At 66.8% G+C, this 15,003-nt stretch carries 13 protein-coding genes; 6 read left to right on the top strand and 7 right to left on the bottom strand.

The features are described from left to right. Positions 1 to 22 precede the first annotated feature (22 nt). From hutH to hutC, 5 genes are all read right to left on the bottom strand, one after another. The gene (gene hutH / locus JL37_RS03420; protein WP_043542004.1) at positions 23 to 1,561 is read right to left on the bottom strand and encodes a histidine ammonia-lyase; all 1,539 of its coding nucleotides are present in this window, start codon (positions 1,559 to 1,561) and stop codon (positions 23 to 25) included. A 44-nt stretch (positions 1,562 to 1,605) separates the two neighbouring features. After that, entirely contained in the window at positions 1,606 to 3,018 is a 1,413-nt protein-coding gene (locus JL37_RS03415; RefSeq protein WP_043542002.1) for a cytosine permease, read from the bottom strand. A gap of 81 nt (positions 3,019 to 3,099) precedes the next feature. After that, entirely contained in the window at positions 3,100 to 4,812 is a 1,713-nt protein-coding gene (gene hutU, locus JL37_RS03410) for a urocanate hydratase (protein ID WP_052096829.1), read from the bottom strand. Between the two features lie 92 nt (positions 4,813 to 4,904). Further along, positions 4,905 to 5,507, bottom strand: coding sequence for a HutD family protein (locus tag JL37_RS03405; RefSeq protein ID WP_043542001.1), 603 nt, complete (start codon positions 5,505 to 5,507; stop codon positions 4,905 to 4,907). After that, positions 5,504 to 6,247, bottom strand: coding sequence for a histidine utilization repressor (hutC, locus tag JL37_RS03400; protein WP_255352848.1), 744 nt, complete (start codon positions 6,245 to 6,247; stop codon positions 5,504 to 5,506). The genes JL37_RS03405 and hutC overlap by 4 nt, the downstream gene beginning before the upstream one ends. Before the next feature lie 187 nt (positions 6,248 to 6,434). On the opposite strand from hutC, the gene JL37_RS03395 reads away from it, so the two are divergent. From JL37_RS03395 to JL37_RS03385, 3 genes are all read left to right on the top strand, one after another. Then, positions 6,435 to 6,725: a metal/formaldehyde-sensitive transcriptional repressor gene (locus tag JL37_RS03395; protein ID WP_043541998.1), complete on the top strand. Its 291-nt coding sequence runs from the start codon at positions 6,435 to 6,437 to the stop codon at positions 6,723 to 6,725. 28 nt (positions 6,726 to 6,753) lie between these two features. Continuing rightward, complete coding sequence (locus tag JL37_RS03390; protein WP_043541996.1) at positions 6,754 to 7,863, top strand: S-(hydroxymethyl)glutathione dehydrogenase/class III alcohol dehydrogenase; 1,110 nt, start codon at positions 6,754 to 6,756, stop codon at positions 7,861 to 7,863. 178 nt (positions 7,864 to 8,041) lie between these two features. Beyond that, positions 8,042 to 9,979 carry a bifunctional UDP-sugar hydrolase/5'-nucleotidase gene (locus tag JL37_RS03385; RefSeq protein ID WP_043541994.1) on the top strand — a complete coding sequence of 646 codons (1,938 nt, stop codon included), beginning with the start codon at positions 8,042 to 8,044 and terminating at the stop codon, positions 9,977 to 9,979. A gap of 45 nt (positions 9,980 to 10,024) precedes the next feature. Here the strand turns inward: JL37_RS03385 and JL37_RS03380 are convergent, their stop codons facing one another. Together JL37_RS03380 and JL37_RS03375 are read right to left on the bottom strand one after the other, a co-directional pair. Further along, positions 10,025 to 11,170 carry a glycosyltransferase family 4 protein gene (locus JL37_RS03380; RefSeq protein ID WP_043541992.1) on the bottom strand — a complete coding sequence of 382 codons (1,146 nt, stop codon included), beginning with the start codon at positions 11,168 to 11,170 and terminating at the stop codon, positions 10,025 to 10,027. Next, a complete protein-coding gene (locus JL37_RS03375) occupies positions 11,167 to 12,171 on the bottom strand; it encodes a hypothetical protein (protein ID WP_052096827.1) in 1,005 nt (334 codons plus the stop codon). The genes JL37_RS03380 and JL37_RS03375 overlap by 4 nt, the downstream gene beginning before the upstream one ends. 455 nt (positions 12,172 to 12,626) lie before the next feature. Here JL37_RS03375 and panB point away from each other — a divergent pair, with 455 nt between their 5' ends. The 3 genes from panB (at position 12,627) to JL37_RS03360 (ending at position 14,976) form a co-directional block, all read left to right on the top strand. Continuing rightward, complete coding sequence (panB, locus tag JL37_RS03370) at positions 12,627 to 13,472, top strand: 3-methyl-2-oxobutanoate hydroxymethyltransferase (RefSeq protein WP_043541991.1); 846 nt, start codon at positions 12,627 to 12,629, stop codon at positions 13,470 to 13,472. A 48-nt stretch (positions 13,473 to 13,520) separates the two neighbouring features. Further along, on the top strand, positions 13,521 to 14,630 hold the full coding sequence (locus JL37_RS03365; protein ID WP_043541989.1) for a YcjF family protein: 1,110 nt from the start codon (positions 13,521 to 13,523) through the stop codon (positions 14,628 to 14,630). Between the two features lie 133 nt (positions 14,631 to 14,763). Beyond that, a complete protein-coding gene (locus JL37_RS03360; RefSeq protein WP_043541987.1) occupies positions 14,764 to 14,976 on the top strand; it encodes a DUF1059 domain-containing protein in 213 nt (70 codons plus the stop codon). Positions 14,977 to 15,003: the final 27 nt, after the last annotated feature.

The raw sequence follows: 15,003 nt of genomic DNA, 5'->3' as shown, positions 1-15,003 counted from the left end.
CTCCTTGAAGGCGCGCCTCGCGTCAAGCCGGTCCAAGGCTGGGCAGCAGGCCGGCGGGCATCAGGCCATTCAAGGCCTGCCCGGCGATCAGGCCGCTGGCCGCCGCGATGTCGGGAGCGAAGAAGCGGTCTTCCTCGTAGTGCGGCACTTGCTCGCGCAGAATGCTGCGCGCCTTCTCGAGCCGAGGCGATGTTTTCAAGCCTACGCGGAAATCCAGGCCCTGGCAGGCGCCCAGCCATTCGATCGCCAGGATGTCGCGCACATTCTCGGCCATGGCCCATAGCCGCTTGCCGGCATTGGGCGCCATCGACACATGGTCTTCCTGGTTGGCGGACGTCGGCATGCTGTCCACGCTGGCCGGATGGGCCAGCGCCTTGTTGTCGCTCGCGAGCGCCGCCGCCGTGACCTGCGCGATCATGAACCCGGAATTGACGCCTCCCCGGCTGACCAGGAAGGGCGGCAACTGCGACATGTGCTTGTCCATCATCAATGCGATGCGGCGTTCGGACAGCGCGCCGATCTCGGCCAGCGCCAGCGCCAGGTTGTCCGCGGCCAGCGCCACGGGTTCGGCATGGAAGTTGCCGCCCGAAATCACGTCGCCCTGCTCCACGAACACCAGGGGGTTGTCCGACACCGCGTTCGACTCGATCCGCAGCACCTCGGCCACGTGGCGGATCTGCGTGAGGCAGGCGCCCATCACCTGGGGCTGACAGCGCAGGGAATACGGGTCCTGCACCTTTCCGCAATCCATGTGCGAATGGCCGACCTCGCTGTCTTCGCCCAGCAGGTCGCGGAATACCGCCGCCACGGCGATCTGGCCCGGCTGGCCGCGCGCGTCATGAATGCGCGCATCGAAAGGCACGCGCGACCCCAGCATGGCCTCGACGCTCAGGCTGCCGCAGACCAGACCGGCCGCCATCATGTCTTCGGCCTCGAACAGGCCGCGCAAGGCGTATGCCGTGGAAACCTGCGTGCCGTTGAGCAGGGCGAGGCCTTCCTTGGCCGCCAACGTCAACGGCTCCAGCCCCGCGCGCGCCAGCGCCTCTCCGGCGGGCAGCCATTCGCCCTGGAAACGGGCGCGGCTTTCGCCCAGAAGCACCAGCGACATATGCGCCAGGGGCGCCAAGTCTCCTGACGCGCCCACCGAACCCTTCAAGGGGATGTGCGGATACACGCCCGCGTTCACCAGCGCGATCAGATGGTCGATCACGCGGCGGCGGATACCGGAGCAGCCGCGCGCCAGGCTGTTGATCTTCAGCACCATGATCAGCCGGACCATGGCGTCGTCCAGCGCCTCGCCCACGCCGGCGGCGTGGGACCGCACCAGCGAGGTCTGCAGGGCCTCCAGGTCTTCGCGCGCGATCTTCGTCGAGGCCAGCAGGCCGAAGCCGGTATTGATGCCGTATACCGTGCGACCCTCGGCGATGATGCGTTCGACGGTCGCCACGCTGTCATCGATGGCGCCGGCGGCGCTGGCGTCCAGGGCCAGGCGCACGGGCTGTTGATATACGCGCCGCAGGTCGGACAGCGTCATGTGTCCGGGCTTCAAGTGCAGATCCATTCTGTATCTCCCATGCCGGTTCTCCGGCGTCATGCCATTCTTTTTCAAGCGGTCTTGTGCGCAGGCTTGCGGACCGCGGGCCTCGCGTCGCGGCGGGCAAACAGGTAGTAGAGGATGCTCGGAACGATCAATCCGATGACCCATGAAATATCCACGCCGCCCAGGCGCTCCACCATCGGCCCCGTGTAAAGCTTGGTCGAAATGAAGGGCATCTGGACCAGCACGCCAAACGTATAGACCAGGATGCCGGGCAGGTTCCAGCGGCCATAACGCCCGTCCGGGTCCGACAGCGCGGGCACGTCGTAGCGTTCACGGCTGACGAAGTAGTAGTCCACCAGATTGACCGCGCTCCACGGAGTGAAGAATGCGAGCAGGAACAGGATGAAGGACTTGAAGGCGTTCAGGAAGGAATGCTGGCCCACCAAGGCCACGGCCGTCGCCACGCCCACGATCAGCACCACGGCCGCCGCGCGCTGCCAGCGCGTGATCTCGACCGAACCGCGAAAACCGCTGATGACGGTTGCGATGCACATGAAGCTGCCGTAGGAGTTCAGCGTGGAGATCGTGACCTTGCCGAACGCGATGCTGAAGTACAGCAGGGCCGCCATCGTCCCCGTGCCACCCAGCCCGACGATGTACGCCACCTCGCGGCCCGCGAACTGGCCGGCGGACATCGCGGCGGCCAGCACGCCCAGCACCATCGCGATCTGCGCGCCGATGACCGATCCCAGCCCCACCGCCAGGAACGTCTTCACCGGCGACGTCGAACTGGGCAGGTAGCGCGAGTAGTCGGCCACATAGGGGCCATAGGCTATCTGCCACGAAGCCGCCAGCGACACCGCCAGCAGGAACGAGCTCCAGCTGAAATGCCGGATCTGCAGGAGCTGGGCGACGTCGCCCACCGCGATCACGCGGCTGAACAGATAGACGAACGCGATAATTCCCAGCACCGTCGCGGCCCGGCCGATGATGTGGATCACCCGGTAGCCGAACAGCGTGGCCAGGATGATGACGGCCGCGAAAATCAGGATGCCCGCGGTGTCGCTGACGCCGAACAGCTGGCCCAGCGCCTGCCCCGACAGCACCGTGCCCGTGGCGGTGAAGCCCAGGTACATCAGGCACACGAGCACGATGGGAATCGCCGCCCCGTACACGCCGAACTGCACGCGGCTGGATATCATCTGCGGCAGCCCCAGCCTGGGGCCTTGCGCCGCGTGCAGCGCCATCACGGCGCCGCCCAGCACCTGGCCGATGAACAGGCCGATCAGCGACCAGAACACGTCGCCGCCCAGCACTACTGCGAGCGCGCCGGTAACGATGGCGGTGATTTGCAGATTGGCGCCCATCCACAGCGTGAACTGGCTGTAGAGCTTGCCGTGCCGTTCAGATTCAGGAATGTGGTCAATGGAACGCCGCTCCAGAAGCGGCGCGGACCCTGCCTCGTTGCCCAAAGCCATTGCATTGCCCCGAAATTGGCGCGGGGATCGCGGCTTGCGGCCGTCCCCGCCCCGGTTAGCGAAATGGTGTTGCGCGCCGGCTCAGCGCGAACCCGTGACCATGGGAAGATTCAGGCCTTGTTCCTTGGCGCATTCGATTGCGATGTCGTATCCGGCATCCGCGTGGCGCATGACGCCCGTGCCCGGATCATTGGTCAGCACGCGGGCGATGCGCTCGGCGGCTTCGTCCGTGCCGTCGCACACGATCACCATCCCCGAGTGCTGCGAGAAACCCATGCCGACCCCGCCCCCGTGATGCAGCGAAACCCAGGTCGCGCCGCTGGCGGTATTCAGCAGTGCGTTGAGCAGAGGCCAATCGGAGACCGCGTCCGAGCCATCGCGCATGGATTCGGTTTCGCGGTTGGGGCTGGCCACCGAGCCGGAATCCAGGTGATCGCGGCCGATGACGATGGGCGCCGACAGCTCGCCCGAGCGCACCATTTCGTTGAAAGCGAGGCCGAGCCTGGCGCGTTCGCCCAGGCCCACCCAGCAAATGCGCGCCGGCAGGCCCTGGAAGCTGATGCGCTCGCGCGCCATGCTCAGCCAGTGGTGCAGATGCGTGTCGTCGGGGATCAGCTCCTTGACCTTGGCGTCCGTCTTGTAGATGTCTTGCGGGTCGCCGGACAGCGCGGCCCAGCGGAACGGCCCTACGCCGCGGCAGAACAGCGGCCGGATGTAGGCCGGCACGAAGCCCGGGAAATCGAAGGCGTCGCTCACGCCTTCTTCCTTGGCCATCTGGCGGATGTTGTTGCCGTAGTCGAACGTGGGGACGCCCTGGCGCTTGAAGTCCAGCATGGCCCGCACGTGGACCGCCATCGATTGCTTGGCGGCCTTGACGACGGCGGCGGGCTCGCGCTGCGCGCGGGCGCGGTAGTCGTCCCAGGTCCAGCCGGCAGGCAGGTATCCGTTCAGCGGATCGTGCGCGCTGGTCTGGTCCGTGACCATGTCCGGCTTGACGCCGCGGCGCACCAGTTCCGGCAGGATTTCGGCGGCATTGGCGCACAACGCGATGGAGACGGCCCGGCCTTCCTTCGCGTACTTGGCGATGCGCGCCAGCGCGTCGTCCAGATCCGAGGCCTGCTCATCCACATAGCGGGTGCGCAGCCGGAAATCGATCCGGCTTTGCTGGCACTCGATATTCAGGGAAGACACCCCGGCCATCGTGGCCGCCAGCGGCTGCGCGCCGCCCATGCCGCCCAGGCCGGCCGTCAGCACCCAGCGACCCTTGAGGTCGCCGCCGAAGTGCTGCCTGCCCGCCTCGACAAAGGTCTCGTACGTGCCCTGCACGATGCCCTGGCTGCCGATGTAGATCCAACTGCCCGCGGTCATCTGCCCGTACATCGCCAGGCCCTTCGCGTCCAGTTCGTTGAAGTGCTCCCAGTTGGCCCAGTTGGGCACCAGGTTGGAGTTGGCGATCAGCACGCGCGGCGCGTCGGCGTGGGTCTTGAACACGCCCACCGGCTTGCCCGATTGCACCAGCAGCGTTTCATCGCCGTTCAGTTCCTTGAGAGTCTCGACGATCTTGTCGTAGCACTCCCAATTCCGGGCCGCGCGGCCGATGCCGCCGTAGACCACCAGTTCCTTGGGGTTTTCCGCAACGTCCGGATCCAGGTTGTTCATCAGCATGCGCAGGGGGGCTTCGGTAAGCCAGCTCTTTGCAGTCAGTTGATTGCCGCGCGGCGCGCGGATGACGACATCGCGATATCGGGTCGGTTGGTCCAAGACGGTCTCCTTGATCGGTTCATCCGCAGGCATTCGGAATGCGCGGCGCTTGTCCAGATCATAGGACCTCTATGCTTGTATATACAAGATAGTAAGACTGGTATTTCCCTAGGGGATTTCCCGGATCAACCTGCGCGGGGAGAGAGCTCGATCACGCAGGCATCCAGCGCCCCCGCGCCCTCCAGGCAATACTCCGCCAGGCCTTCCTGCCCTTCGGCATGCAGGCAGTCGTACCGCCCGGGCAAGGCATGCGCGACGCCGTCCACGCGCACCGACAGGTCCTGGCCTGCGTTGAGGATCAGCACCGTGCGCGCCGCGCTGTGGAAGGTCCAGGGGCCGGTCCCGCCCGCCCATTGAAAGCGCGCCTGAAGGCTTGCCGGCGCATAGATCAGGTTGAAATCCCGGATCGGGCCGTCCACCAGCCGGCAATGCACGGGCGCGTCGCCGGAAAACGCATATGCCTGGCGCTGGCCCAGCGGCGCCTGCGCGCGCCCGTCGACGGTAAGCTGGATGCCTTGCCCTTCCAGCACGGTAATGATGCGCTGGTACCCGGAGAACGTGGAGAATCCGCCTTCCTGGGCCACGTCCGCGATGGAAAGCCGCCAGTCGAACGCGGCCGTGCTGCCGCCGGGATTGCAGGCGACTTCCTGCGTGGTGCCTCCGCCGTTGCGCCACGGCATGCGGGGGTAGCCGGCGGCGCGGTAAAGCCGGACGTCGGGGCGGGTCATTTCGTGAACTTCCCTTCCAGGCGGTGGCGCGAACCCGGATGGATCAAACGGGCCAGCGTGACGACGCGTTCGCCCGACCAGGTGCGGCGGCTGATCAGCAGGCAGGGCTCGTCTCGGTCGATCTGCAGCAGCTGGCATTCGCGCGGCTTGGCCAGAATGGCTTCGACCACGTGCTCGCCTTCGCTCAGCGGCGCCACGCGGGTCAGGTACTCGTATGGCGTGCTCCGCGCGAAATCCTGCTTGAGGTAGTCGGGCGCGAGCTTCACGTTGACGTAGCGGTCTTCCAGCTGGATCGGCAAGTCGTCCTCGAAGTGGACGATGACCGAGTGGAACACGGGCTGCCCGGCCCGGATCTCGAGCGCCTGGGCCTGTTCCGCGCCCGCGGGCTCTTCCGCCAGGCGCACGACGCGGCTATGGTGGCGATGATTGCGCGCCGCGATCTCGTCCGCGATATTGTTGACCGCGAACAGCGCCGACCGCGCCTTGGGCTGCGCGACGAATGTGCCCACGCCCTGCATGCGCACCAGCAGCCCTTCGGACGTCAGCTCGCGCAGCGCGCGGTTGATCGTCATGCGGCTGAAGCCCAGTTCGTCGACCAGCTCGCTTTCCGAAGGCACGCGATAGTGCGCCGGCCAGGCGCCGGTGCGGATCTGCTGCGCGATCATCTGCTTGACCTGCGCATAGAGCGGAGCGGGCAAGGCGTTGTCCTGGATGGGCAATTTGGGAGGAGAAGAGGCCACGGGGAATCCTGTGAGGGGCCGCGATTCGGCGGAAACGAAGGATTCAAGTATAGACAGGTACAGATGGGCTGTGAATGTGGCCGCCCGATCGATGGCGCGCGCACCCAGGACCGAGCGCGCGCCGGCAAGGTAGACGGCGCGTCCGGGATTCCCTATACTCCCCCCCTGTATTGCTTCGGAGCCTGCCGTGCCGCACTCGCCGGAAGAAAAAAAACGTGTCGTTACCCGCTTGCGCCGTATCCAGGGGCAGGCGTTAGCATTGGAACGCGCGGTCAACGAGGGCACGGAGTGCGGCGCGCTGTTGCAGCAATTGGCCGCCTTGCGCGGCGCCGCCACCGGCCTGATGGCCGAGGTGCTTGAAAGCCATCTCCGGGAGACCTTCCTCCAGTCCTCCCAGGGCGGGCCGCAAGCGGCCAGCGTCAACCCCGAAGCCGAGGTCGAGCAGCTGATGCGCATCGTCCGTTCCTATTTGAAGTAACGCTACCTGACATTCGTGGAGCAAAGCTATGAAATCACGCGCAGCAGTCGCATTCGGACCCGGCAAGCCGCTGGAAATCGTTGAAATCGACGTCGCGCCCCCGCAGCGCGGCGAGGTGCTGGTGAAGATCACCCATACGGGCGTCTGCCACACGGACGCGTTCACCCTCAGCGGCGAAGATCCGGAAGGCCTGTTCCCGGCCGTGCTGGGCCACGAGGGCGCCGGCGTCGTGGTCGAGGTCGGCGAAGGCGTGACCTCGCTGAAGCCGGGCGATCACGTCATTCCGCTCTACACGGCCGAATGCCGCGAATGCAAGTTCTGCCTGTCCGGCAAGACCAACCTGTGCCAGAAAGTGCGCGCCACGCAAGGCAAGGGCGTCATGCCCGACGGCACCTCGCGCTTCAGCTACGAAGGCAAGCCGCTGTACCACTACATGGGTTGCTCGACGTTCAGCGAATACACCGTCGTCAATGAAATCTCGCTGGCCAAGATCAATCCGGCCGCCCCCCACGAGAAGGTGTGCCTGCTGGGCTGTGGCGTTACCACGGGCCTGGGCGCCGTGCACAACACCGCCAAGGTCAAGGAAGGCGATACGGTCGCCGTGTTCGGCCTGGGCGGCATCGGCCTGGCCGTGATCCAGGGCGCGGTGCAGGCCAAGGCCGGCCGCATCATCGCCGTGGACACCAACCCCAACAAGTTCGTGCTGGCCAGCGCCATGGGCGCCACCGACTGCGTCAACCCCAAGGACCACGACAAGCCGATCCAGGACGTCATCGTCGAGATGACCGACGGCGGCGTGGACTTCTCGTTCGAATGCATCGGCAACGTGCACGTCATGCGCGCGGCGCTGGAATGCTGCCACAAGGGCTGGGGCGAAAGCATCATCATCGGCGTGGCGGGCGCAGGCCAGGAAATCAGCACCCGTCCGTTCCAGCTGGTCACCGGCCGCGTCTGGCGCGGCTCCGCCTTCGGCGGCGTCAAGGGCCGCACGCAGCTGCCGGGCATGGTGGAAGACGCCATGAGCGGCAAGATCGACCTCGATCCGTTCGTCACGCACACCCTGCCGCTGGAGCGCATCAACGAGGCCTTCGACCTGATGCATGAAGGCAAGTCGATCCGCACGGTGATCCACTACTGAACCGAAACCGCTCGCTGAATGCGGGCGGATGCACGGGCCCGGCGCAGCGCGCCGGGCCCGTGCCGTTTCATGACAGTCGCGCGACCCGTCTTCCGCGCGCATGACAATCCTGTCATTCATTTCCGCGTCATCTTGAGCCGCGACCATTCGTCCTCCAATAACGGAGGGATACACGCGAATGACTACGTGGAAGAGGAACGCCGGCGCGGCGATGCTGAGCGCCCTGGCGCTATTGGCCGGCTGCGGCGGCAGCGACGATGACGACACGCCCGCCAGCCCTGCGCCCGAACAGCCCGCGCCGGAACAGCCCGCGCCAGCCCGTCCGATGGAACTGACGATCCTGCACATCAACGATCATCACTCCAACCTGGACGCCAAGACCAAGACCCTTACGCTCAAGGCGGCCAGCGGCGCGCCCCTGGCAGTGAGCGTGGACGCCGGGGGCTTTCCCCGCGTGACGGGCGCGATCGGCGCCCTGGCGGCGCAATCGGCCAACGTGCTCAAGCTGCACGCGGGCGACGCCACCACCGGCACACTTTATTTCAACCGCGCGGGCGAGCCCGGCGAAGCCGACGCCGCGCTTATGAATACGGTCTGCTTCGACGCGATGACCCTGGGCAATCACGAGTTCGACAAGGGCGACGCCGGCCTGAAGCGGTTCATCGAATTGCTGCATTCCGGCACGTGCCAGACGCCGGTGCTGAGCGCCAACGTCAGCTTCGGCGCCGACTCGCCGTTGAATCCCTCGCGCGCTCCCGGCATGGTCCAGCCCTCCGTCGTGCTGCAGCGGGACGGCCAGCCGATCGGGCTCGTCGGCCTGACCATCGCCAACAAGACCCAGCAATCCTCCAGCCCTGACCCCGGCACGCTGTTCTCGGACGAAACCGCCGCCGCGCAACAGCAGATCGACGCCCTGCGCGCCCAGGGCGTGAACAAGATCGTCGTGATGAGCCACATCGGCTATGACTACGACAAGCAGGTCATCGCTCGCCTGAGCGGCGTGGACGTGGTCGTGGGCGGGGATTCGCATACGCTGCTGGGCCCCGATGCCATGGCGGACTATGGCGTGGGCTCGCCTGCCGGCGCCTATCCCACCGTGCTGCAGGACAAGGACGGCAAGCGCGTATGCCTGGTGCAGGCCTGGGAATATTCGCAAGTGGTCGGCGAATTGAAAGTGAGCTTCGACGCCAACGGCGACGTCACCGCCTGCGCCGGCACCCCGCACGTCCTGATGGGCGGGGCGCTCAGCGTCGCGGGGGCCCCGCCCGCCGCGGGCGACGCGGCCGCGATCCTGGCGGACGTGCAGGCAAGCGGCTTCCTGCGCGTACAGGAGCCGGACGCTCAGGCCGCCGCGGTGCTGCAGCCCTTCAAGGCCAAGGTCGACGCCTTCAGCGCCAGCGTGGTCGCGTCCGTTCCGCAGGAACTGTGCTCCCGCCGCGTGCCGGGCGGCCCCGGATCGCGCGACTACAGCCGTTCGAGCGCCGCCTGCAATACCCTGGGCAACGTCAGCCTGCACGGCGGCGATATCCAGCAACTGGTGGCCCAGGCCTACCTGGAAGTGGCCAACGCCGACTACGGCGGCGCGGACATCTCCCTGCAAAGCGGCGGCGGCGTGCGCGTGCCGCTGCTGGGCAACGTGACCGCGGCCAATGTGATCGAAGTGGTTCCGTTCGGCAACATGCTCTGGCGCCTGGAAGTCACGGGCGCCGAGGTGAAGAACATGTTGGAGGACGGCATGCAGGCCGTCTACGGCCCAGGCGGCTCGACCGGCCCATACCCGTATGCGGGCGGCTTGCGCTGGGACGTTAACGCCGCCCAGGCCCAGGGCAGCCGCGTATCCGGCATCGAGGTGCTGGACCAGGCCAGCGGAAACTGGCTGCCGCTGGACGCGAGCCGCAGCTACAGGCTTTTCGTCCTGAGCTTCAATGCCACCGGCGGCGACGGCTACAAGACCCTGGCCGATGTGCCCGCCGCCCGCAGGCAGGACATCGGGGTGCTGGACGCCGACGTGCTGCAGGCCTATATCGATAAGCAGGCCAAGGATCCCGTCAGCGGCCTGCCGGTGCTGAACCTGCTCCCCGTCAGCCTGTACAGCACCAAGACGTACAGCGAGTAGCGGTCAGCGGCGGCGCCGGGCCCGCCACAGGGTCCGGCGCCGCGATCAGGATGTGAGCCGCAGGCGGTAGGGCTGCCGCACGCGTCCTTCCTGATAGACGCTTTCGGTCTTTCCGACGAAAGTGGCCAGCGAGAACTCCTTCAGGGCCGTGCTGCGCGCCTCTTCGCCCATCCTGCCCAGGGCGTCCCGGTTCGCCAGGATCTGGGACAGGGCCTGGACCACGCTGTCCACCGAAGCCGGCGGCACCACCCAGCCATCGCGGCCATCGGTGACATTCTCGGTCAGCCCGCCCACCTCGGTCACGATCACCGGCTTGCCCGCCGCCATCATCTCGCGGCAGGCGAACGAAATCGTCTCCAGCTTCGACGACAGCACGAAGCCCACGTCCAGCGCGGACAGGAACGGACGCACATCGTCCAGCAGGCCCGTGAACACCACCTGGTCGGACATCCCCAGCTCGGCCACGCGTTGCATCTGTTCGGCGTCCGGCAGTTTGCCGGCGATCAGGATCACCACCTGCCGGCGCTGCGGGGCGGGCAGCTTCGAAACGGCGGCAACCATATCCAGCCAGTTCTTGTAGACCGCCGTTCCCGCGTTGCTGCCGATGACGAGCCTGCCCTGCATGTTGCCGGGCAGCAGGCTGTCCCGCGCCAGGGCCGCCTGGCTGCGCGTGGCGGGGCGGCATTTCTCGGTATCGACGCCGTTGTGCACCACGCGCAGGTCCTCGTTGCGGAACACGGATTGCTTCATTCGGCGGAAGGTATGGCTGCACACGCAGATGACGCGATTGGTGCCCCATTTGGCGCGCACGCGCGCGCCCAGGCTCGTCGCGCTGCGGTCCGTGTGCTGCGTGTAGACGATGAAGGGACGGCGCGCGCCCATGCCCATCGTCGCCAACATGCACAGCCGGTGGTCGGCCGAGCCGTTGACGTGCACCACGTCGAACTGCTCGTCGCGCAGCAGGGCGCGCAAGCGGCGCAGCGCGCGGAGCTGCGCCAGCGGCCGGCTCTTGAATTCCAGCGGAATCGTTCGCACGCCGGGCAGGGCGCCAGCCTCGGCCAGCAGCCGACTGCGCGCGGGCGCGGCCACGGTGACCTGCGATTTATGGCAAAGAATGCGCGCCAGCGACATCACATAGGTCGTGTGGCCGCCGCCATCGCCTTGATGGAAATTGGTATAGAGAATCTTCATGGGCTCACATCCCCGAGCGTTTGTGGATCCATCTGCCGCGGCAGCAGGCAGCTCCAATGGCGTTTTTCGAATACGTCGCCGCCCAGCCGGCTGCCGGGAGACAGGTTGTAGACCTTGACCCCGCGCGCGCTCAGCAGACGGCCAGCCTGCCGGAACGCGGGTTCGATGTGCCCCGAGAACTGCCGGTCCAGCGCGGTCGGCAATTGCGACGCGGCGCTTTCATAGAATCGAGGCCCCGCGGCGGCCGTCAGGTCCAGGCCGTGCAGGTAAACGGTTTTTGCGCCCAGCCACGCCAGCAGCTGCAGGGACGTATAGGCCACGGTCCCCCCGCCGAAGAGGCCACGCGGCGGGTCCAGGCTGAATCCGTGCGCATGCACGGGGTGCCTGGCGTCGAACAGCACCAGGCCAGGATCCTCGGCCAGCTGCGCCTCCAGCTCTTCGGGACGCGCCCGCGGCCGCAAGGCGCGCTGATGCACTTCCTCGAACAGCGCAATGCGGCAGCGCACGGCGCGGCCGTCGAACAGGAATGCGATCCAGCGGTAGACCTCCGGCGTGACGAACAGGGTCAGGTCCTGCCCCAGCACCTCCGCCACCAGGTCGCGGCGGCGTTTGACGAAGCCGGCGTCCAGCATCGCGTAATAGTCGAAACGCAAGGAGGGCCGTTGCCGCCGCAGCGCGATGGAACCGTTGACGCCCATCACCGCTCCCAGCCTGCAGCGCGCATAATCGATCTGCGCCACGGAGGGGCCGCTGAGGATCAGGTGCGCATCGTCGCCGATGGAGCGCGCCAGCTGTTCCATCGGCGTGGTGGCCGGACCGCGCACGCCGCGGAGCTCGCAACCCGCCAGGCGCCCGCCCGCGTCGCGCCGCACTTTCACGAAAGGCCACAACGTTTCATTGTGCCGATACGCCTGGGGCCGCGTGTAGCGATAGAAATAGCGCAAGCCCTTGGTCAACGGGCGCGAGCGCAGCAAGCGGGGAATGAGCCCGAAACTAGGCATGGACAATGTTGCGTGTATGCCGCAAAAAACTTGACGAGCGACAAATTCTACGCAGCCAACCCTGCGCAAACGCGAGCGAAACCGTTGAGATGTAACGCTTTCACGCTGCTGGCAACACGTCCCTGAATTGCTTGGGAATTCACGCGCCCAGCCTTCAGCGCATTGCGCGGCCGGCATGGTTCATAGAGGGCCGGGCGCCTGAAAGCAGTGCGTATATACCGGCTTGCCTGCACCAGCCGGCGGCCGCAGCCGCATGGCCAGGGCAACACCTTCGATTACGTTTTGCCGCAAAGATTAGCCTTCGCTGCCCCGCACGCCGATAAAGCGCCCCGGGGCGCTGGCGCCGGCGTTCCGCTACGATGCGGGTACCGGCATGACGGCCTCCACGGCCGCGCGCCTGGAGAGGCTCGGCCCCCGCGCGCAAGTACTGAACCCCTGGATAGGAAAGGAATTCGATGTCTACGACCGCCACCCTGGCCGCCACCGCCGCGGCCACCGCCAGCACGCCCCGGATGAGCGTCCCGGCGTTCCGGGCCCGCAAGCGCCAGGAACCGCTGGTCATGCTGACGGCCTATACGGCGCGCATGGCCGAACTGCTGGATCCGCACTGCGATGCCCTGCTCGTGGGCGACAGCCTGGCGCAGACCATCTATGGCCTGCCATCCACCGTGCCCGTCACGCTGGACATGATGATCGCGCACGGCGCCGCCGTGGTGCGCGGCGCGCGGCGCGCGCTGATCGTCGTGGACATGCCCTTCGGCAGCTACGAAGAAAGCCCCGAACAGGCCTTCCGCTCAGCCGCGCGCGTCATGAAGGAAACCGGCGCGGGCGCGGTCAAGCTGGAGGGCGGCCAAAGCATGGCGCCGACCATCGCCTATCTCTCGGCCCGCGGCATCCCGGTCATGGGCCACGTGGGCCTGACACCCCAGGCCGTGAACATCCTGGGCGGATACGGCGCGCGCGGCAAGGGCGAAGCCGAGTACGCCCGCATCGCCGCCGACGCCGCCGCGGTGGCCGACGCCGGCGCGTTCTCGCTGGTGATCGAGGGCGTCGTCGAGCCCCTGGCCGCGTCCATCACCGAAACCGTCGCCTGCCCGACCATCGGGATCGGAGCGTCCGCCCGCTGCGATGGCCAGGTGCTGGTGGTGGACGACATGCTGGGCATGTTCGATCGCACGGCGCGCTTCGTGAAACGCTACGACGACGTGTCCGCCCGCATCCAGCAGGCGGCGCAGGGCTACGCCGCGGAGGTAAAAAACCGGACATTTCCCGATTCCGCCCATCTCTACGGCGTGGCCTGAGCCACGCCCGGCTAGAATCGTCCCCATGTCTTCCTACGCGCACAAGCCATGAGCATGCCCCGCAGCGACCCTCCCCAACTGCAGGACGCGATCGCGGATGCCATCAGCACCGCGACCCGCGGCGCGGGGCGCGTGAACATCCTGGTGGCGGGAAAGACCGGCGTGGGCAAGAGCACGCTGATCAACGCCGTGTTCCGCGGCGACCTTGCCAAGACCGGCGCGGGCAAGCCCGTCACCCAGTCCACCCAGGAATTCACCAAGCCGGGCCACCCGCTCACCATTATCGACACGCGCGGCCTGGAAGTCGGCGACTACGAACGCTCGCGCCGGCAACTGGCCGACCTGATCCAGGAGCGCTCCGCGTCGGACGACCAGGACAAGCACCTGCACGTGGCCTGGCTCTGCATCCAGGACAGCAGCCACCGCGTGGAAGACGCCGAGATCGAGCTTTGCGACATGCTGTCCAACGCCGGCATACCGGTGGTGGCCGTCCTGACCAAGGCACGCAAGAACAGCGCCTTCGTGGACGAGGCGCGCAAACTGCTGCCGCGCGCCAAGCAGGTCGTGGCGGTGCGGGCGCTGCCGGAGTGGATCGAGGAACTGGACGCCGAACTTCCCCCCATGGGCCTGGACAAGCTCATCGAGGTGACGGCGCTGCACATCCCCGAATCGCAGCAGCGTGCGTACGCCAACGCCCTGTCCACACGCAACAAGAAGGCCCTGGAAGTAAAAAAAAAGCGGGCTGAGATAGAGGTCAACGTGGCCGCGGGGCTGGCCGCGTCGGCCGCCGCCGCCCCCATCCCGTTCTCCGATGCCTTCGCGCTGGTGCCCATCCAGGTGGGCATGATCGCCAAGATCGGCATCACCTTCGGCATGGAACTGGACACTACCGCCATCACCACCCTGGTGACGTCCACGCTGGGTGCGTCCGCCGCCACGCTGATCGGGCGTTCGGTCGTTTCGGGCCTGCTGAAGTTCATCCCCGGAGCAGGCAGCGCGGTAGGCGGAACCATCGCCGCCACTACGGCCGGCTCCATCACCAAGCTGCTGGGCAACGCCTATGTGGCGGTGCTGTACGACTTCTGCCTGAAGAATCCGGGCAGGGATATCGACATCGCCATGATCGCGGCTGCCTTGAAGCAGCGCGTCAGCTTCTGAGCGGCGCCCGCCGGATCTATACTTTTCCTATCGTCCCGGCCGTTGCGACGCGCCATCGGCCTGGGCGCTCCGCGCCGCGCGTCGGATTCTCTATTGCGCAAGCCACAGCGAGCCTGCGCTCAGGGAGACTTTCATGACACGCAAATACATCGATTGCCGCGAATATCCCAGCGAAATGAATTGCTCGGTGGCGCTGGCCGCGGACTCCGAGAATGAATTGCTTGAAGCCGCCGTCCAGCATGCCACCACCGTCCACAAGCATGCGGATACGCCGGAACTCCGGACGCAGTTGAAGTCCTTGTTCCATGACGGCACGCCGCCGGTCGAAACACCGCCCCGCGCCTGAACTTCCCGATGCAGGCGCCGGCGCGGC

The organism is Achromobacter sp. RTa (assembly GCF_000757485.1).
Classification (GTDB): domain Bacteria; phylum Pseudomonadota; class Gammaproteobacteria; order Burkholderiales; family Burkholderiaceae_B; genus Achromobacter.
The sequence above is the reverse complement of the archived record's forward strand: the minus strand, read 5'-3'. Positions and strand labels throughout refer to the sequence as shown.

Coding starts and splice junctions, on each gene's coding strand:
- panB (WP_043541991.1), top strand. CDS start 12,627: ATGTCTACGACCGCCACCCTGGCCGCCACCGCCGCGGCCACCGCCAGC.
- JL37_RS03380 (WP_043541992.1), bottom strand. CDS start 11,170: ATGAAGATTCTCTATACCAATTTCCATCAAGGCGATGGCGGCGGCCAC.
- JL37_RS03375 (WP_052096827.1), bottom strand. CDS start 12,171: ATGCCTAGTTTCGGGCTCATTCCCCGCTTGCTGCGCTCGCGCCCGTTG.
- JL37_RS03385 (WP_043541994.1), top strand. CDS start 8,042: ATGACTACGTGGAAGAGGAACGCCGGCGCGGCGATGCTGAGCGCCCTG.
- JL37_RS03390 (WP_043541996.1), top strand. CDS start 6,754: ATGAAATCACGCGCAGCAGTCGCATTCGGACCCGGCAAGCCGCTGGAA.
- JL37_RS03360 (WP_043541987.1), top strand. CDS start 14,764: ATGACACGCAAATACATCGATTGCCGCGAATATCCCAGCGAAATGAAT.
- JL37_RS03405 (WP_043542001.1), bottom strand. CDS start 5,507: ATGACCCGCCCCGACGTCCGGCTTTACCGCGCCGCCGGCTACCCCCGC.
- JL37_RS03415 (WP_043542002.1), bottom strand. CDS start 3,018: ATGGCTTTGGGCAACGAGGCAGGGTCCGCGCCGCTTCTGGAGCGGCGT.
- hutU (WP_052096829.1), bottom strand. CDS start 4,812: ATGCCTGCGGATGAACCGATCAAGGAGACCGTCTTGGACCAACCGACC.
- JL37_RS03365 (WP_043541989.1), top strand. CDS start 13,521: ATGAGCATGCCCCGCAGCGACCCTCCCCAACTGCAGGACGCGATCGCG.
- hutH (WP_043542004.1), bottom strand. CDS start 1,561: ATGGATCTGCACTTGAAGCCCGGACACATGACGCTGTCCGACCTGCGG.